Annotated in this window: 19 protein-coding genes; 7 read left to right on the top strand and 12 right to left on the bottom strand. The window is 44.0% G+C overall.

The features are described 5' to 3' along the window. Positions 1-51: 51 nt before the first annotated feature. The 10 genes from BQ9856_RS06530 to BQ9856_RS06485 all read right to left on the bottom strand — a co-directional run bounded on the left by BQ9856_RS06530 (position 52) and on the right by BQ9856_RS06485 (position 8,898). Positions 52-1,452: an L-fucose/L-arabinose isomerase family protein gene (locus tag BQ9856_RS06530; protein ID WP_077610314.1), complete on the bottom strand. Its 1,401-nt coding sequence runs from the start codon at positions 1,450-1,452 to the stop codon at positions 52-54. Between the two features lie 218 nt (positions 1,453-1,670). Further along, positions 1,671-2,618: a substrate-binding domain-containing protein gene (locus tag BQ9856_RS06525; protein WP_159441962.1), complete on the bottom strand. Its 948-nt coding sequence runs from the start codon at positions 2,616-2,618 to the stop codon at positions 1,671-1,673. 272 nt (positions 2,619-2,890) lie between these two features. Beyond that, positions 2,891-3,895, bottom strand: coding sequence for a LacI family DNA-binding transcriptional regulator (locus BQ9856_RS06520; RefSeq protein WP_077610312.1), 1,005 nt, complete (start codon positions 3,893-3,895; stop codon positions 2,891-2,893). A gap of 228 nt (positions 3,896-4,123) precedes the next feature. Next, on the bottom strand, positions 4,124-4,705 hold the full coding sequence (locus BQ9856_RS06515) for an NAD(P)H-dependent oxidoreductase (protein WP_077610311.1): 582 nt from the start codon (positions 4,703-4,705) through the stop codon (positions 4,124-4,126). A 119-nt stretch (positions 4,706-4,824) separates the two neighbouring features. Next, positions 4,825-5,394 carry an N-acetylmuramoyl-L-alanine amidase family protein gene (locus BQ9856_RS06510; protein ID WP_077610310.1) on the bottom strand — a complete coding sequence of 190 codons (570 nt, stop codon included), beginning with the start codon at positions 5,392-5,394 and terminating at the stop codon, positions 4,825-4,827. A 108-nt stretch (positions 5,395-5,502) separates the two neighbouring features. After that, positions 5,503-5,958 carry a methylated-DNA--[protein]-cysteine S-methyltransferase gene (locus BQ9856_RS06505; RefSeq protein WP_077610309.1) on the bottom strand — a complete coding sequence of 152 codons (456 nt, stop codon included), beginning with the start codon at positions 5,956-5,958 and terminating at the stop codon, positions 5,503-5,505. Then, positions 5,955-6,503 carry a bifunctional transcriptional activator/DNA repair enzyme AdaA gene (locus tag BQ9856_RS06500; RefSeq protein WP_077610308.1) on the bottom strand — a complete coding sequence of 183 codons (549 nt, stop codon included), beginning with the start codon at positions 6,501-6,503 and terminating at the stop codon, positions 5,955-5,957. Before BQ9856_RS06500 ends, BQ9856_RS06505 begins: the two co-directional genes overlap by 4 nt. Further along, positions 6,500-6,955, bottom strand: a complete 456-nt coding sequence (locus tag BQ9856_RS06495) for a DNA-3-methyladenine glycosylase family protein (RefSeq protein ID WP_077610307.1) — start codon at positions 6,953-6,955, stop codon at positions 6,500-6,502. The genes BQ9856_RS06500 and BQ9856_RS06495 overlap by 4 nt, the downstream gene beginning before the upstream one ends. Positions 6,956-7,036: 81 nt before the next feature. Next, complete coding sequence (locus BQ9856_RS06490; RefSeq protein WP_235839165.1) at positions 7,037-7,903, bottom strand: MBL fold metallo-hydrolase; 867 nt, start codon at positions 7,901-7,903, stop codon at positions 7,037-7,039. Between the two features lie 107 nt (positions 7,904-8,010). Further along, positions 8,011-8,898, bottom strand: coding sequence for an AraC family transcriptional regulator (locus tag BQ9856_RS06485; RefSeq protein ID WP_077610306.1), 888 nt, complete (start codon positions 8,896-8,898; stop codon positions 8,011-8,013). Positions 8,899-9,054: 156 nt separating this feature from the next. Here BQ9856_RS06485 and BQ9856_RS06480 point away from each other — a divergent pair, with 156 nt between their 5' ends. Beyond that, entirely contained in the window at positions 9,055-9,363 is a 309-nt protein-coding gene (locus tag BQ9856_RS06480) for an LPS biosynthesis protein (RefSeq protein ID WP_077610304.1), read from the top strand. A gap of 26 nt (positions 9,364-9,389) precedes the next feature. On the opposite strand, the gene BQ9856_RS06475 is transcribed toward BQ9856_RS06480, so the two are convergent. Next, positions 9,390-9,956 (bottom strand): ferritin-like domain-containing protein, encoded by a 567-nt coding sequence (locus BQ9856_RS06475; protein ID WP_077610303.1) that lies wholly within the window; start codon positions 9,954-9,956, stop codon positions 9,390-9,392. A 216-nt stretch (positions 9,957-10,172) separates the two neighbouring features. On the opposite strand from BQ9856_RS06475, the gene BQ9856_RS06470 reads away from it, so the two are divergent. The 3 genes from BQ9856_RS06470 (at position 10,173) to BQ9856_RS06455 (ending at position 12,663) form a co-directional block, all read left to right on the top strand. Continuing rightward, positions 10,173-10,928, top strand: a complete 756-nt coding sequence (locus tag BQ9856_RS06470) for an AIM24 family protein (protein ID WP_077610302.1) — start codon at positions 10,173-10,175, stop codon at positions 10,926-10,928. 220 nt (positions 10,929-11,148) lie between these two features. Continuing rightward, positions 11,149-11,766, top strand: coding sequence for a DUF1801 domain-containing protein (locus tag BQ9856_RS25540; protein ID WP_077610301.1), 618 nt, complete (start codon positions 11,149-11,151; stop codon positions 11,764-11,766). Positions 11,767-12,354: 588 nt separating this feature from the next. Then, complete coding sequence (locus tag BQ9856_RS06455; protein WP_077610304.1) at positions 12,355-12,663, top strand: LPS biosynthesis protein; 309 nt, start codon at positions 12,355-12,357, stop codon at positions 12,661-12,663. A 26-nt stretch (positions 12,664-12,689) separates the two neighbouring features. On the opposite strand, the gene BQ9856_RS06450 is transcribed toward BQ9856_RS06455, so the two are convergent. Next, positions 12,690-13,256: a ferritin-like domain-containing protein gene (locus BQ9856_RS06450; protein ID WP_077610303.1), complete on the bottom strand. Its 567-nt coding sequence runs from the start codon at positions 13,254-13,256 to the stop codon at positions 12,690-12,692. Positions 13,257-13,472: 216 nt separating this feature from the next. Between BQ9856_RS06450 and BQ9856_RS06445 the strand changes: the two genes are divergently transcribed. The 3 genes from BQ9856_RS06445 to BQ9856_RS06435 all read left to right on the top strand — a co-directional run bounded on the left by BQ9856_RS06445 (position 13,473) and on the right by BQ9856_RS06435 (position 16,465). Continuing rightward, positions 13,473-14,228: an AIM24 family protein gene (locus BQ9856_RS06445; RefSeq protein WP_077610302.1), complete on the top strand. Its 756-nt coding sequence runs from the start codon at positions 13,473-13,475 to the stop codon at positions 14,226-14,228. A gap of 220 nt (positions 14,229-14,448) precedes the next feature. Next, positions 14,449-15,066 (top strand): DUF1801 domain-containing protein, encoded by a 618-nt coding sequence (locus BQ9856_RS25535; protein WP_077610301.1) that lies wholly within the window; start codon positions 14,449-14,451, stop codon positions 15,064-15,066. 250 nt (positions 15,067-15,316) lie between these two features. Continuing rightward, positions 15,317-16,465: a TolC family protein gene (locus BQ9856_RS06435; RefSeq protein ID WP_077610300.1), complete on the top strand. Its 1,149-nt coding sequence runs from the start codon at positions 15,317-15,319 to the stop codon at positions 16,463-16,465. The last annotated feature ends 39 nt before the right edge of the window (positions 16,466-16,504 follow it).

The raw sequence follows: 16,504 nt of genomic DNA, 5'->3' as shown, positions 1-16,504 counted from the left end.
ATTATCTTCCTTTCACCTTTTTTAATCCCCTGTTTACAACAGCCTTAAGCATCACTCCCCGCGCAGATATGCTTTTACCTCCTCTTCGATCGGATCATAAAAATCAGGTTTTACACCAATGTATTTGCATGCCTCATAGAGCACCGGAACCACATCTTTGTGGATTCCTACGCAATGATGGATATATGGGCCCTCCACGATCTTTGCCTCCAGGCGCTTGATGTTCTCGACCTCGACCCAAAGATAAGTGCCCATACAGGCCGGGCCGTCCACGCCCTTTGCCTTTCCAAGCAAAAGCGAATATTCCCCGTTGTCCCCGTCAAACCTGCACAGGGTCACCTCGCCGTGTTTTGCTTCTGCAGTGAGGCTGCCCGGATGGTCAAATGCCAGCGGATAAGTAAGCTTTGCTTTTTCTCTGGCAACTGAGATGGGCCACGGCCCGCAATGCTGTAATAATTCGCCGTTTGGAATGTCAGGGTGGCGGATGGTCCAGTCCGCAAAGAAGCTTCTTGTCTCATCCATGCCTGCGGCTTCTACCAGCAGCGCCGTAACGGCTCCGTGGATATCCGTTTCACAGACAACCGGGATCCCCTCATCATTCAAGATCGCATTGGCTGCGCACGGCATGACGCCCAGCTCGGTCTGCAGCGCATTCCAGCACTGAATGGCCGCCGCATTGCATCCATATTTGTTTACCAGGTTCTTGACCGCCACTGCAAGAGCTGCAACATTCTCTACTTCATTATCCTTTATAAGGACCTCCATATTTTCGCAGATATAGGAAACCATTTCCTTCAGTTTCCCGCCCTCTGCCTTCACAGCCTTAACTTCTTCTGTCAGTTCTGTCATGGGAATGGGAGACAGCTGGATATTGAACCGCTCCAGCAGTTCGCCTTCATTGCACATGGTAGTCCAGAAATCAAACGGTCTGGGGGCGATCTGGAGAATGCGGGTCTTCCGGAAGGTTTTTACCACATTGCATACTGCCATGAAATCCCTTACGCCCCGCTCAAATACAGGGTCACTCAGCCTGCAGTTGGTCAGATATGTAAATGGAACTTTAAATCTTCTTAAAACCTTCCCGGTAGCAAAGAGGCCGCACTGTGTATCCCTCAGCCTCACCCCATCCGGTTCCGGCCGCTCATCTAACGGTCCCCATAACAGGACCGGAATCCCCAACTCCTTGGCAAGCCTTGCACACACATATTCCGTACCGAAATTGCAGTGAGGAAGCATGAGTCCATCCACACCCTCTGCCTTAAATTTAGCCGCGATTTTTTCAACATCCTTATCGTCATACAGAAGTCCTTCCTCGTTGATATCGGTTATATCCACAAAGTCAATGCCCAGCTCTTTAAGCCGTCTGGCCGTCAGTCCCCTGTACTTAATGGCATCGGGAGCGCTGAATATGCTTCTTCTTGTCGGTGCAAATCCTAATTTGATTGCTGCCATTGGTGATTCCTCCTTTTAGTCATCTAAACATTTACTTCATTTGTTCTGTTTTTATTATAAATATTTGTATAAACATTTTCAATAGTTTTTCAAAACAAAATAACACTTTGTTGATTATTTCCATTTATAAAGCTATTTTTTTGTGCATTATGTATATATTTCTTTCTGATCCCGCTGGATATTTTACATCGTTTCTGTTAATTTCCAGTCCCAGTCTTTCAACCATTATTATTTTTTTCATATGAATGTTTATATAGCTCTGTTTGTAAAAGGTCATGGCTTATCCTGTTTTTATCTGCTACGCTTTCTCTTTCCTCAAACCTGGTTTCTACCTGTATCTTTGTCATGATCCCGCCGGCCGGATGCCTAGCCTTATCCAATACTCTGCGGACTGCCATTCTGGCCATTTCTTCCTTGAACACATGCACCGTAGTCAGCCCCGGATTTGATACCACTCCAAATTTCACATCGTCAAACCCAACAACGGACACATCTTCCGGTATCTTATATCCCTTTTCCTGCAATGCCCGGATCGCTCCCATGGCAATCAGATCATTGTCCGCAAAAAACCCATCCGGAAGCTCTTTTTCATGGCTTTCCAGATATTCCATCATCCCCTCATAAGCTGTCTTTAGCTGAGTCCCGAGGGTAATCTCATATTCCGGATGTTCCTTTAACCCCGCTTCCTTAAGCGCCCTGCAATAGCCATATTCCCTGTATTCAAATGCCTTGATCCTGTAACAGCCTCTCAGATAGCCGATGACCTTATGGCCCCTGTCGATCAGATAACGGACCGCATGATATGCAGAATCCGTATTATTTATCAATACCGCGTCAAAAGTGACCGTATCGCTCCAGCAGTCCACCAAAACCATATCCCCTTTAAAACCCTGAAATAACAAAAAATCTTCTTCCATCATCTCCGTCCCCAGAAGAACCAGAAAAGATGACACATCCTCCAGTACACCGGCAAGCTGGCCATAAAACTCCTGAGATTCATAATTCAGATAGATAAAGGTGGTCTCATACCCATATTCCCTGGCCTGCATTTCCACCCCCTGGATCAGTTCCGCAAAGAAAGGATTCTCATCAATGATCAGCCCATTTTTCCGGAAGGTAACAAACCGGATCTTAGCAGCCCGTCCCTCGTTTGAACTTATTTTCATCGCCCTCTCCCTTCCCAAAAGCATTCCATGTTTTATTCCTGATTTCATTATAAACGTTTATATAAATATTTCAATATTTTTTTTGATTTTCACCCGAAATTATCTATATATCGTTTATTTTCTTCCTAATTCCACTTATTTCTCCCTCATTCGTCCTCCTTATTGTTATCCAGGCATAAATAATGCATATAATTTTTTACTAAACATTTCCCGGTGCATACAAAAAACCGGCTGTTCATCCCAAAACAGCCGGTTTACAAATCTTTCATTTTCTATTGAACCACATCCCTCACGCTCCCGCGCTCGATAAACTCCGTACAGACCTGTATTTTACATTTCATTTTATTCTTATTCTGCATAGCCTCTGCCAGCTCCCGAACCGCAATTTCCCCCATCTCCCTTTTGTATACATGAACTGTGGTCAGAGGCGGATTGGAAACCAGACCGAAATTTAAATCATCAAACCCGACAACAGAAACGTCTTCCGGAATCCGGTAGCCTTTTTCCTGAAGAGCCCGCATTGCACCGATTGCTATAATATCATTGTCCGAAAAAAAAGCTGTCGGCAATTCGTTGTTATGTTCCAGATACTCTTTCATCTTCTCATAAGCAGTCTCGATCTTCGTCCCCACCAGAACCTGATATTTGTCCTCTACAGGCAGACGGTATTTTTCCATAACCCTCCTGTATCCGATCTCCCTGTATTTAAAAGCCTGGATCCTGAAATCACCGCCGATATATCCGATCCTCCTGTGTCCTTTTTCAACAAGGTATTCCATGGCCCGGCAGGCCGCATCGGTATTGCTGATTAAAACCGCATCGAAAAAGAAGATATCGCTCCAGCCGTCGAGAAGTATGATGTGGCATTTTGCATCTGCGAACAGTTTAAAATCCTCTTCCAGCATCTCAGTCCCAAGAAGTACCACCGCCGCACTGGTGTCTTCCGTAATGCCTTTGATCTGACTGCAGCTTTCCGGATCGCTGATATCCACATAAGTGAACACCGTCTCATACCCCATTTCCTTTGCCTGCTTCTCCACCCCTTCGATCACAGCAGGGTGAAAAGCACTGTCATCAATGATCAGGCCATTCCTTCTGAACATGACAAATTTAATTTTGGTAATCTTCTCCCCGGAATGATATCCAAGTTTTTCGGCTGCTTCAAAAATCTTTTCCGCAGTTTCTTTATTCACTCCTTTTTTACGGTTTAATGCATTGGACACGGTTGCCGGTGAAAAGCCCGTCACTTCACTGATTTTCCGTACACTTACTTTCATTTTCTCCATCCATTCTTTAAACAGTTTTTATGAACTTTCATATATCTGTTTATGATTATACAAAATTTTTAATGGAAGGACAAGAAGAAGTTTTTTGACATCTTCCCCTTAAGCGTCATGCGCATCCTGCACGGAGTGAGAGCTTTCCTGTAAAATAAAAAAGGAGCCATTGTAATATCAACGCTTCCGTTCATTTTACAAAAACTCCTTATTTTATGAATTTAAGTATTACAGAATGCCTTTTACGATTTCGGCAACTTCCTTCAGATAATCTTTACGGGTTTCCTCTGTCACATAGGGAACTGCTCCGTAGAAGGTATGCTTTACTTCTTCCACACCGCAGAAATGAAAAATTCCCTGATCTGTGATCTGCTTCATGGAATGATGCATGCCGTTTGCTTCATAAGCTTCGTTCGGCGAACCGCTTGTCGCAAAAACCATCCCTTTCTTTCCGGAAAGAAGGCCATGGGCTGCGCCATCGACATATTCATAGGCAAATCCATTGGAGAATACCCGGTCAACATACCCCTTCATTATGCCAGGCTGTGCAGACCACCAGATCGGATGAATAAAGGTAATAACATCGGCCCATTTAATATATTTCTGTTCTGTCAGGATATCTTCCGGAATTTTTCCGCTTTGAAAGGCTTCAAAATCCGACGGTTTGAGAATTGGATCAAAGCCCATCGCGTACAGATCCCTGACCTCAACGTTTGCTCCTTTTTCTTCTGAAGCTTTTACTGCCGCATCAACGATTCCTTTTCCAAAACTGTTTGGATTTGGATGCGCAAAAACGATCAAATGATTCATGATAATGTCCTCCTTATTGTCTCACTCTATATTTTCCTCTAGTATAATATTTTTATACTTGGCCTTTATAATTATGTGACATTATCATAGCATTAAATGCCTTAAATTTCCAGAAAATATTATGCAAAACCAAAATATCTCATGAACCCCAGATAAATGCCATAAGCAAATCCGTACTGGTCATCACGTAATTTCTCGGCATCCGACAGATTGCTCAAATATCCCATTTCAATAAGATTAGCCGGCATATCCGCATTTCTCAAAACATACAAAGACGGGTTTTCTCTGATCCCATTATTTCTCGTTCCCACCATCTGGGTCACTCCGGTCATGATCTGCTCCGCCAGCCATTGAGCTTGTGTAAAAAATTGATAAATATATACCTCTGTCCCATTGATTGCAGGATTCGGATTTAAGTTGCAGTGAATGCTGATAAAATAATCGGCCGGCCAATCATTGGCCATCCCAACTCTTGCTGCCAGACTGGTGGTATTATTTGTTCCCAATACGGTGTCAGGTTCCGGCCTTGACACACGGGCCTCAAACCTGGGATCATTATTTAACAGATTCTGTAAATACAGTCCCACCTGGAAATTTATCTCCGATTCAAAAAGGCCATTGGCTTCCGCACCACTGTTAAAAAATCCGCTGGGGTTGTGACCTTGATCGATAAATATTTTAATAGCCATATACGCATTTCCTTTCCTATTTCACTATAATAAATATATTCAATAATCCAGCAAATGCTACATTTATTTCAACTTTTTTGTATATTTTTACATACAAAATTATAAACTTCAAAGTCCTTTTTCAAGCGCAAGCAGGGTCTTTTTCATTTCCAGGCCGCCTGCATAGCCAATCAGGCTGCCGTCCGTCCCGACCACCCGATGGCACGGAACAGCGATGGTAACAGGGTTTTTGTTATTGGCCATGCCAACAGCCCGGCCGGCCTTTGGATTTCCCACAGCCTCTGCGATCTGTTTGTATGTACGTGTTTCTCCATAAGGAATCCGGCAGAGAGCGCCCCAGACCTTTTTCTGAAAATCCGTACCCTCCAGTTCGTATGGGAAATCAAAGGACCTTCGCTCTCCTTTCAGATACCGGCATACCTGGTCATAAGCCAGATCCGAAAGCGCGGAACGTTCATTTTGGGCATCGATTTCATCCACTTTCTTCAAAAATACGATTGCCGTATCGGTATATCCAATTTTCAGAATTCCAAATTTAAAATCATAAAATCCGTACCGTTTCATATACGATGCTCCTTCCTGTATCTGGCAGGTGACATGCCTGTCCGGTTCTTAAAAAAGCGGTAAAAGGAAGACACTCCATTAAATCCTGCAGAATATGCAACATCAATGATCCCGTCATCCGTATCCGACAGAAGCCGTTTCGCTTCTGCCAAACGCAGGCGCCCCACATACTCAAACAAAGTGATCCCGTATTCCTCTTTAAATATTTCAGCCATGCGGCGCAGGGAAATTCCCATGTCTTTTAACTTCCGGTCCAGTTCCAGTCTCTTATGAAACGACTGCTCCAGCAGCTGCTTTGCTTTTTCTGCAATTTCCTTCATAGGCTGGTAATCGAAAAGATCGCTTCTGCACCGCTTGCATGGGCAAAAGCCGGCATCCCTTGCTTCTTTTGCAGTTTCAAAAAAACATATATTTTCCTGTTTCGGCCTCTTTGATCTGCAGGAAGGACGGCAATAGATTCCTGTGGATTTTACTGCATAGAAAAAGATGCCGTCATAGGATTCATCGTTTTCGATTACCTCCCTCCACATTTCCTCTTCCGTCATCCCATTTCTGTCTCCTTTTTCTTTTTGGGTGCATAATCCCTCATTTCCGGAACCGCGCCTCCGGCAATGGCCCAGAGGTATAAACTGGCCACCGTGCCATAGGGGGAATACCTTTTCGCGTATTTCTCAAACTTTTTCCGGTCAATGCTTCTGTGATGGTACAGCATGCGCATTCCCCTGTGAATGGCAAGATCCCCAAAGCTTACAACATCCGGGCGCTGCATGCAGAATGTCATGATCATTTCAGCCGTCCATACACCGATCCCTTTCAAAGCAGAAAGCCCCTGAGCGCTGGTGGAAATCTGCTGTCCGATGATATGATGGACCACCGATGAAAACAGGCTGCAGTCCACGGCCCGTTCAATATGTCCGATCCGGTCGATCGCCGCACCAAGCAGCTTGTCTTTCTTTTTCAAATACTCCGTTTCCTTACTGCCATATTCAAAGTACAAGCTTTCACCTCCCTGCTGATATTATAACAAAGGCTCCCGGTGATTTTCTTCCCAATTCCGGATATTCAATTTTTAAACGGCTCAGCGCTTATGAAGGATCCTTTCCCCATGCCCGCCGATCCAATAGCATATGCCAGGATATTTGGCCGTAATGTAATCCGCAAAAAGCGCCGGGTCTTCCTTGTTTTTATCAAACATCTCATAGTGCGCCGGAATGACAAGGCCGGGCTTTAAAGTACCGGCCATATCTACTGCTTCCTGATATGTCATATTCCCAATGATATTTTCCCTGTATCTCCTGGCGTCCCGTCCATTGATGGGAAGGAACATTACATCAATTTCCCCGAATTTCTTAAGCTTGCCGTACAGACCTTCATAAATACAGGTGTCACCGGAATGGTACAGGAGGCAGCCGTTTCCTTCTATCACGCAGCCCAGATATGGGTATGCGCCCGTAGCCGGATCCCTGTCAAGGAATTCATGGGCGGCAGCAATCCCTGATATTCTGATATGATCTGTCAGCTGAAGCGTCATTCCATCATCAAGTCCGATGAACCGGTCCTCCTTAATGTTAAGATCGTGGGAAAGAGAATGGACCAGCAGCCTGGGAACTATGAATTTTGCATTTGGAGAACTGACTGACAGCTGATGCCAGATTTCCCTGTCGATATGGTCCTTATGGTCATGACTGCCAAAGAAATAGTCCGCATTTGTCACTTCCTCGGGCTTTAGCAAGGGAGGGACCTTCCTGTCCGGCTGCCCGGATAAGAAAGCATCCAGATAAAGCGTTTTATCTCCCAGCTTTACTGCAAAGCCCATCTGGCCCAGCCACCAGATTGCCGCCTCTCCGGGAACCGGCATGCACCGGTTTATCTCATTGATTAACCCTACGCCTTTTTTCATGCTTTCCTCGCTGTGATTTTGGTTTTTGCTTTCCGATATGACCATGATTTTTCCACCTTTCTAATCGCCTGCCTGACCTAATACATGTATCATACCATAATGCTTTCCCCAGGTGTAAATATTTTTGCAGATCATGAATTGAATGGACGCCCTTAAGCTTTCCGGTATTTTAACGGAGTCATTTTCATCTCCTCCTTAAAATATTTAATATAATGACTTGTACTGTTAAAACCAGTCATATAAGCTATTTGGGTCACAGTATCATCCGTGTTTTTTAACAGCTCTATACTTTTTGTAAGCCTCAATTTCATCAGATATTCGTAGGGCGTTGTCTGCAAAATACTCTTAAAGCAGCGGATGCACTCTGTTTTGCTGACATGGGCACTCCCTGCTATATCCTCTAAGGACAAGCTCCGGTCAAAATTGTGCTCCAAAAAAGAAAGAAAACTACGCATTCGTTCCTGCCTGGAAAAATCCGATTTTGGCAGATCCGTGCACGGCACCTTTATGTTAGCAATGATCTTTAACCAGATGCTCACTAATTTTACAAGAACCGTATACTCATAAAATTCCACGTTCTCCCTTTTTTCTGCCAATTGATCCAACTGGCTCAGTAAGCTTATAATCTGCTTTTGCCATTGTTTTGAAGGCTTGAAGACAATCATGGGGAGAGCGGCATTATTTGTAATGGGCAGTACATTGTTTTTCGCCATAAAGCTTCCCGGATAAAAGGTAAGAAAAGACTCCGGAAAAATAAAACTCCTGTAATGGCAGCCCATTTGAGGTTCTGTCTTGTGCAAAACCCCTTTATTTATGAAGACAGCCTCTCCCTCATTTAAATCCATTGAGCTGCCGGTCGTTTGAAAACGGGCTTTTCCCTTCAGAATAAAAATAAATTGTATATCTTCATGCCAGTGCATCTTTTTAAACCCAAAATTCGGTGGAAAACACTCTGTATTTTCTATTTTTAAAGTTAAAAACGGAAAACCGGTATCCTGTAAAGGGTTCACGGAATGCACATACCAATTTGAATTTTTCATTATTAACCCCTGTATGTTAATATTATTATATAAAACAGCCAATATTTATATATTTCTATCATATAAATGATGATATTATCATATCACCGGAGATTAATAAGAGTCAATTATATTTACTCTTAGCTGCCGCTGATAAAAAAGGAAAGGAATTTTGAGATGACAATTGATGGAAACCCTAAGGAAAAAAAGGCGATGAAAGCGTTCCGCCGTGGGAACCGGGCGGAAGGATTAAAAATTCAGGATGAGTTTGTTGATGAGCTGCGCAATGTGCTAAGAACGCAAGACCATTGTTCCTGCAAAAAAGCGTGCAAATTTCACGGAAAATGCATAGAATGTGTATCAATACACCGGGCACACCAGGATCATCTGCCCAATTGCTTTCATATCATGGTCAACCAAAAATTGGAACCTCTGTTACAGCTTACAGAATATAAAGTAAATGATACGATACAGCCGGATTCATAATCCGGCTGCTTTATGTGCACTGCTATTCAATAGTTGTAAGGCTGCATCAGGCTTCCGATACCATTTTTAGAGTAAAGATAGTTATAAAGAATTCCGTGCCGGATTTCATCTGTAATGATTTCGATCATCATATTCATATGAATGCGCGATTGCATGGCATAAAAGATTTTACGGTATTTTTGTACGGCGTTCTGTTCGCCCATCAGGGCCTGAGCCAGGCCTTCGAAATAGGATACGGGCTGGTTAAACTCCTCTTCTCCTGACTGCGGCAGTATCACGCCGGTCAGATCATAGTAGATCTGCCGAAACAATGCATAATGCCGGATTTCATTGTCACGGATACCGGAAATAATCTCTATGTCTTCATCCGAAGGCGCCTGCGAGATCAGCCAGGTATAAAACATCCTGTCCTCGGATTCACCTGTAACTGCCTCCCGGATCAGGTCCAGGGCATCCTGAAGATTCTGCGGATATGTGTATATGTCTGCATCCATTGTCTGTTGATATGACACAGGCTCAGCAGCCGGAATCATATACGGCTGAATCTGTCCATGGGAATAAGGACGATAACTGCCGGATTCATAATAATTCATTGTGTCATCTCCAAGAAATTTTCTCCCCATATACTATGAGTCCTACATAAGGCCGGTGCTGAATATGTACAGAAATTTCTGAAAATACCGCGAAGCTGCTTTGCAGAATACAGATGCCGGTCTGATATGGAATTCAAAAAGTACCATTAATAATTCAGGCCCCATGACGATATCTATATTGGAGTTTTTAATAGACAATTGATAAGGAGATCTGATATGGTTACATTTAAAAATCTTTATGACAATGGCAATATGCTGAAAATTGCCGAACGCGGCTGCGTAAAAGTTTTTGAACATCAAAAAGACTTAAGCGTCAATGCTTCCTCTGCCATAGCGGCTTATTATGCAGCAAAAATGAATGTCCGGAAAAGGCAGGTATTAATCGAACTAAACGGAAATTCATTCACGCTTCAGGCGGGTGCAATGCAATGGACATCCGGGTCTGTATCAATGACCTCCGGAATTAAGGGAGTCGGAGATCTGCTTGGAAAAGCACTGGCTTCCAAGGTCACAAAAGAATCTGCCGCTAAACCGGTGTATAAGGGAAACGGCCTGATTATGCTGGAACCTACCTTTAAGCATATATTGCTCGAGGATATTTCCGAATGGGGAAGCATGGTTCTGGAGGACGGACTCTTTCTCGCCTGCGACTCTTCCATTAAGCAGAATATAGTAGCCCGCACGACATTATCCTCTGCAGTAGCCGGAAAAGAGGGATTTTTTAATCTTTGCTTAACGGGAAACGGCCTCGCCATATTGGAAAGTCCTGTGCCAAGAGACGAATTGATCGAATTTGAATTAAAAGATGATGAAGTAAAGATAGACGGAAGCATGGCCATCGCCTGGTCAAACTCTCTGAAGTTTACGGTAGAACGCTCCTCCAAGTCTTTGATAGGTTCTGCTGTTTCCGGGGAAGGACTGGTCAATGTATACAGAGGATCCGGAAGAATTCTCATGGCTCCTACCGAATAAATCCATATGGCTCACAAATGCGTGAGCGGCACAGGGCCGGTGCAAGCACTTTCTTGTGTATGCCCGGCCTTTGAAAGGTTCCCTCAGCTTTTACACCAATGGTGTATTATCCAAATAATTTCTCTCTTACTAATTTTTCTATTGAATCAAGCTTTTTGTGGTAAAATAAAAATGAGCTTTACAAAATGCAAAGATTAAAAACAGAAACAGGAGGTACGTTATGCCACAGGAAGTCCCAACCACCATTGATGAATACATTGCCGGCTGCAATCCTGAAATACAGCCGGTTCTGCGAAAGCTGCGCAGCGCCATTGCAAAAGCTGCACCGGAAGCAACTGAGAAAATAAGCTGGGGAATGGCTACATTTGCCTATCATGGAAATCTGGTGCATTTTTCGGCTGAGAAGAAGCATATTGGATTTCACCCGGCGCCAAGTGCCATCGAAGCCTTTCAAAAAGAACTTGCTGATTACCGCTGCTCAAAGGGCACGGTCCAGTTTCCCTATGAGAAACCATTGCCCCTTGATCTCATCGGCAGAATGGTCCGGTTTCGGATAGCGGAGCAGGAAGCGCTTATAGAAGAGAAAAAAGCGGGTAAGAAAACCGAAAAGGTGCTGCGTCCGCGTTATCCCATGCCGGATGATGTAATGACAGAGCTACAGCGCGAAGGACTGACGGAGCAGTACGAAGCCCGCCCGCCTTACCAGCGAAATGACTATATCGGCTGGATCAACCAGGCCAAACGTCCGGAAACACGGCAGAAGCGGATCAACCAGATGCTTGACGAGCTGCGCTCCGGCGATGCCTACATGGGCATGGCATATTCCGCAAGGAAATAGGAAATAAAAGCCTGTTGTTCTTTGATTTCCACATGAAAAATAAAGGATAAGATTTGTTACGGTACAGAGAATTCATTTTCTCTGTGCCGTCTTATTTTCTGTAAACACTTCTTAAGTTTTATAATAATATTTTTGTAACAATTTATAAATATAATTTAAACATAATAGCGCTAGAATCAATTCATTGGGTCACGCTATAATAAAATTGTTTTGTGATTACAATAAAAATCCCAATAAAGGAGAATTCAGGATGAGAAAATGGAAACAGATCAGCGCATGCTGTCTTGCGGCAGTGCTCACTGTTTCCGGACCGGCGGCCACAGCCTGGGCCGGCAGTCCGGAATTTGCCAGGACCCANTTTAAAGTTAAAAACGGAAAACCGGTATCCTGTAAAGGGTTCACGGAATGCACATACCAATTTGAATTTTTCATTATTAACCCCTGTATGTTAATATTATTATATAAAACAGCCAATATTTATATATTTCTATCATATAAATGATGATATTATCATATCACCGGAGATTAATAAGAGTCAATTATATTTACTCTTAGCTGCCGCTGATAAAAAAGGAAAGGAATTTTGAGATGACAATTGATGGAAACCCTAAGGAAAAAAAGGCGATGAAAGCGTTCCGCCGTGGGAACCGGGCGGAAGGATTAAAAATTCAGGATGAGTTTGTTGATGAGCTGCGCAATGTGCTAAGAACGCAAGACCATTGTTCCTGCAAAAAAGCGTGCAAATTTCACGGAAAATGCATAGAATGTGTATCAATACACCGGGCACACCAGGATCATCTGCCCAATTGCTTTCATATCATGGTCAACCAAAAATTGGAACCTCTGTTACAGCTTACAGAATATAAAGTAAATGATACGATACAGCCGGATTCATAATCCGGCTGCTTTATGTGCACTGCTATTCAATAGTTGTAAGGCTGCATCAGGCTTCCGATACCATTTTTAGAGTAAAGATAGTTATAAAGAATTCCGTGCCGGATTTCATCTGTAATGATTTCGATCATCATATTCATATGAATGCGCGATTGCATGGCATAAAAGATTTTACGGTATTTTTGTACGGCGTTCTGTTCGCCCATCAGGGCCTGAGCCAGGCCTTCGAAATAGGATACGGGCTGGTTAAACTCCTCTTCTCCTGACTGCGGCAGTATCACGCCGGTCAGATCATAGTAGATCTGCCGAAACAATGCATAATGCCGGATTTCATTGTCACGGATACCGGAAATAATCTCTATGTCTTCATCCGAAGGCGCCTGCGAGATCAGCCAGGTATAAAACATCCTGTCCTCGGATTCACCTGTAACTGCCTCCCGGATCAGGTCCAGGGCATCCTGAAGATTCTGCGGATATGTGTATATGTCTGCATCCATTGTCTGTTGATATGACACAGGCTCAGCAGCCGGAATCATATACGGCTGAATCTGTCCATGGGAATAAGGACGATAACTGCCGGATTCATAATAATTCATTGTGTCATCTCCAAGAAATTTTCTCCCCATATACTATGAGTCCTACATAAGGCCGGTGCTGAATATGTACAGAAATTTCTGAAAATACCGCGAAGCTGCTTTGCAGAATACAGATGCCGGTCTGATATGGAATTCAAAAAGTACCATTAATAATTCAGGCCCCATGACGATATCTATATTGGAGTTTTTAATAGACAATTGATAAGGAGATCTGATATGGTTACATTTAAAAATCTTTATGACAATGGCAATATGCTGAAAATTGCCGAACGCGGCTGCGTAAAAGTTTTTGAACATCAAAAAGACTTAAGCGTCAATGCTTCCTCTGCCATAGCGGCTTATTATGCAGCAAAAATGAATGTCCGGAAAAGGCAGGTATTAATCGAACTAAACGGAAATTCATTCACGCTTCAGGCGGGTGCAATGCAATGGACATCCGGGTCTGTATCAATGACCTCCGGAATTAAGGGAGTCGGAGATCTGCTTGGAAAAGCACTGGCTTCCAAGGTCACAAAAGAATCTGCCGCTAAACCGGTGTATAAGGGAAACGGCCTGATTATGCTGGAACCTACCTTTAAGCATATATTGCTCGAGGATATTTCCGAATGGGGAAGCATGGTTCTGGAGGACGGACTCTTTCTCGCCTGCGACTCTTCCATTAAGCAGAATATAGTAGCCCGCACGACATTATCCTCTGCAGTAGCCGGAAAAGAGGGATTTTTTAATCTTTGCTTAACGGGAAACGGCCTCGCCATATTGGAAAGTCCTGTGCCAAGAGACGAATTGATCGAATTTGAATTAAAAGATGATGAAGTAAAGATAGACGGAAGCATGGCCATCGCCTGGTCAAACTCTCTGAAGTTTACGGTAGAACGCTCCTCCAAGTCTTTGATAGGTTCTGCTGTTTCCGGGGAAGGACTGGTCAATGTATACAGAGGATCCGGAAGAATTCTCATGGCTCCTACCGAATAAATCCATATGGCTCACAAATGCGTGAGCGGCACAGGGCCGGTGCAAGCACTTTCTTGTGTATGCCCGGCCTTTGAAAGGTTCCCTCAGCTTTTACACCAATGGTGTATTATCCAAATAATTTCTCTCTTACTAATTTTTCTATTGAATCAAGCTTTTTGTGGTAAAATAAAAATGAGCTTTACAAAATGCAAAGATTAAAAACAGAAACAGGAGGTACGTTATGCCACAGGAAGTCCCAACCACCATTGATGAATACATTGCCGGCTGCAATCCTGAAATACAGCCGGTTCTGCGAAAGCTGCGCAGCGCCATTGCAAAAGCTGCACCGGAAGCAACTGAGAAAATAAGCTGGGGAATGGCTACATTTGCCTATCATGGAAATCTGGTGCATTTTTCGGCTGAGAAGAAGCATATTGGATTTCACCCGGCGCCAAGTGCCATCGAAGCCTTTCAAAAAGAACTTGCTGATTACCGCTGCTCAAAGGGCACGGTCCAGTTTCCCTATGAGAAACCATTGCCCCTTGATCTCATCGGCAGAATGGTCCGGTTTCGGATAGCGGAGCAGGAAGCGCTTATAGAAGAGAAAAAAGCGGGTAAGAAAACCGAAAAGGTGCTGCGTCCGCGTTATCCCATGCCGGATGATGTAATGACAGAGCTACAGCGCGAAGGACTGACGGAGCAGTACGAAGCCCGCCCGCCTTACCAGCGAAATGACTATATCGGCTGGATCAACCAGGCCAAACGTCCGGAAACACGGCAGAAGCGGATCAACCAGATGCTTGACGAGCTGCGCTCCGGCGATGCCTACATGGGCATGGCATATTCCGCAAGGAAATAGGAAATAAAAGCCTGTTGTTCTTTGATTTCCACATGAAAAATAAAGGATAAGATTTGTTACGGTACAGAGAATTCATTTTCTCTGTGCCGTCTTATTTTCTGTAAACACTTCTTAAGTTTTATAATAATATTTTTGTAACAATTTATAAATATAATTTAAACATAATAGCGCTAGAATCAATTCATTGGGTCACGCTATAATAAAATTGTTTTGTGATTACAATAAAAATCCCAATAAAGGAGAATTCAGGATGAGAAAATGGAAACAGATCAGCGCATGCTGTCTTGCGGCAGTGCTCACTGTTTCCGGACCGGCGGCCACAGCCTGGGCCGGCAGTCCGGAATTTGCCAGGACCCAGGAGGAATGGGCGAAGCTTAAAGATAATGTGATGGAGTATGATGAACTGTCAGGTCTGATTCATGAATACAATGTGACGGTCCAGAAAAACCAGCTTGATATCAATGACAAGAAAAAGGATGACCGGATCACCAGCGACGATTATGCCCAAAAGTACCGGGATGCGGCCAGCGATTACCGGAGTTCTATAAGTGGAGATGATCCGGCTTCAGACGCCCAGAATGCGGTCAGTGCCGCAACGGCTGATGAGCAGGCAGACAAAAACGTAGAGGATCTTACTGTATACCAGCTCACTTATGATCAGGAAGAAGCAAATCTGGTGGCAACAGCCCAGTCTTCCATAATTTCCTATTTCCAGCAGACATATGAGCTGGAAAGCGCAGAGGACAGTTTAGTGCTTCAGCAGGCGGTATACCAGTCCACATTGGCAAAGCAGAGCGCGGGTATGGCGACCCAGGCCGACGTGCTGACAGCCCAGGAGAGCATACAAAATAGCCAGACTTCCATTGAAAAGCTTCGTGGGTCAATCGAAGAGACAAGGCAGAAGCTCTGCATTATGCTGGGTTGGAAGTATAACGATGCTCCTGAAATAAAGGATATTCCGGCCGTGGATATGGACCGTATCGCGTCCATGAACCCGGAAACGGATAAGGAAACCGCCCTTCAGAATAATTACACCTTGAAAATCAATAAACGGAAATTGGAAAATGCAGCGGCAGATATCACCAAGAATACATTGAAACGAACAATTTCCAGTAACGAACAGAACATAAACAAGGAACTTGTTAAGAGCTACCAGGCAGTTCTGCAGGCCAAGGCATCCTATGAACAGGCAACTGCGGAATACGATCTGGAAAGCAAAAATATGGATACGGCCGAGCGGAAACATCAGATCGGCATGATGAGCCAGCTGGATTACCAAAACCAGAAAAATGCGTATAACACAAAGAGCATTGCCGTAAAGACGGCTGAGCTTACTTTGTTCCAGGCAGTTCAGACTTATGATAACGCAGTAAATGGGCTGGCTTCGGCGGGAGGCTGATGAGATGAGAAGAAGATGTTTTCAATCGTTCTGCCTGGC

The sequence above is a fragment of the Clostridium sp. Marseille-P2415 genome, from assembly GCF_900155545.1.
Classification (GTDB): Bacteria; Bacillota; Clostridia; order Lachnospirales; family Lachnospiraceae; genus Lacrimispora.
The sequence above is the reverse complement of the archived record's forward strand: the minus strand, read 5'-3'. Positions and strand labels throughout refer to the sequence as shown.

Excerpts from the sequence above, each read along its gene's own strand:
- BQ9856_RS06530 (WP_077610314.1), bottom strand. The coding sequence starts at position 1,452 with ATGGCAGCAATCAAATTAGGATTTGCACCGACAAGAAGAAGCATATTC.
- BQ9856_RS06525 (WP_159441962.1), bottom strand. The coding sequence starts at position 2,618 with ATGAAAATAAGTTCAAACGAGGGACGGGCTGCTAAGATCCGGTTTGTT.
- BQ9856_RS06520 (WP_077610312.1), bottom strand. The coding sequence starts at position 3,895 with ATGAAAGTAAGTGTACGGAAAATCAGTGAAGTGACGGGCTTTTCACCG.
- BQ9856_RS06515 (WP_077610311.1), bottom strand. The coding sequence starts at position 4,705 with ATGAATCATTTGATCGTTTTTGCGCATCCAAATCCAAACAGTTTTGGA.
- BQ9856_RS06510 (WP_077610310.1), bottom strand. The coding sequence starts at position 5,394 with ATGGCTATTAAAATATTTATCGATCAAGGTCACAACCCCAGCGGATTT.
- BQ9856_RS06505 (WP_077610309.1), bottom strand. The coding sequence starts at position 5,958 with ATGAAACGGTACGGATTTTATGATTTTAAATTTGGAATTCTGAAAATT.
- BQ9856_RS06500 (WP_077610308.1), bottom strand. The coding sequence starts at position 6,503 with ATGACGGAAGAGGAAATGTGGAGGGAGGTAATCGAAAACGATGAATCC.
- BQ9856_RS06490 (WP_235839165.1), bottom strand. The coding sequence starts at position 7,903 with ATGGTCATATCGGAAAGCAAAAACCAAAATCACAGCGAGGAAAGCATG.
- BQ9856_RS06485 (WP_077610306.1), bottom strand. The coding sequence starts at position 8,898 with ATGAAAAATTCAAATTGGTATGTGCATTCCGTGAACCCTTTACAGGAT.
- BQ9856_RS06480 (WP_077610304.1), top strand. The coding sequence starts at position 9,055 with ATGACAATTGATGGAAACCCTAAGGAAAAAAAGGCGATGAAAGCGTTC.
- BQ9856_RS06475 (WP_077610303.1), bottom strand. The coding sequence starts at position 9,956 with ATGAATTATTATGAATCCGGCAGTTATCGTCCTTATTCCCATGGACAG.
- BQ9856_RS06470 (WP_077610302.1), top strand. The coding sequence starts at position 10,173 with ATGGTTACATTTAAAAATCTTTATGACAATGGCAATATGCTGAAAATT.
- BQ9856_RS25540 (WP_077610301.1), top strand. The coding sequence starts at position 11,149 with ATGCCACAGGAAGTCCCAACCACCATTGATGAATACATTGCCGGCTGC.
- BQ9856_RS06455 (WP_077610304.1), top strand. The coding sequence starts at position 12,355 with ATGACAATTGATGGAAACCCTAAGGAAAAAAAGGCGATGAAAGCGTTC.
- BQ9856_RS06450 (WP_077610303.1), bottom strand. The coding sequence starts at position 13,256 with ATGAATTATTATGAATCCGGCAGTTATCGTCCTTATTCCCATGGACAG.
- BQ9856_RS06445 (WP_077610302.1), top strand. The coding sequence starts at position 13,473 with ATGGTTACATTTAAAAATCTTTATGACAATGGCAATATGCTGAAAATT.
- BQ9856_RS25535 (WP_077610301.1), top strand. The coding sequence starts at position 14,449 with ATGCCACAGGAAGTCCCAACCACCATTGATGAATACATTGCCGGCTGC.
- BQ9856_RS06435 (WP_077610300.1), top strand. The coding sequence starts at position 15,317 with ATGAGAAAATGGAAACAGATCAGCGCATGCTGTCTTGCGGCAGTGCTC.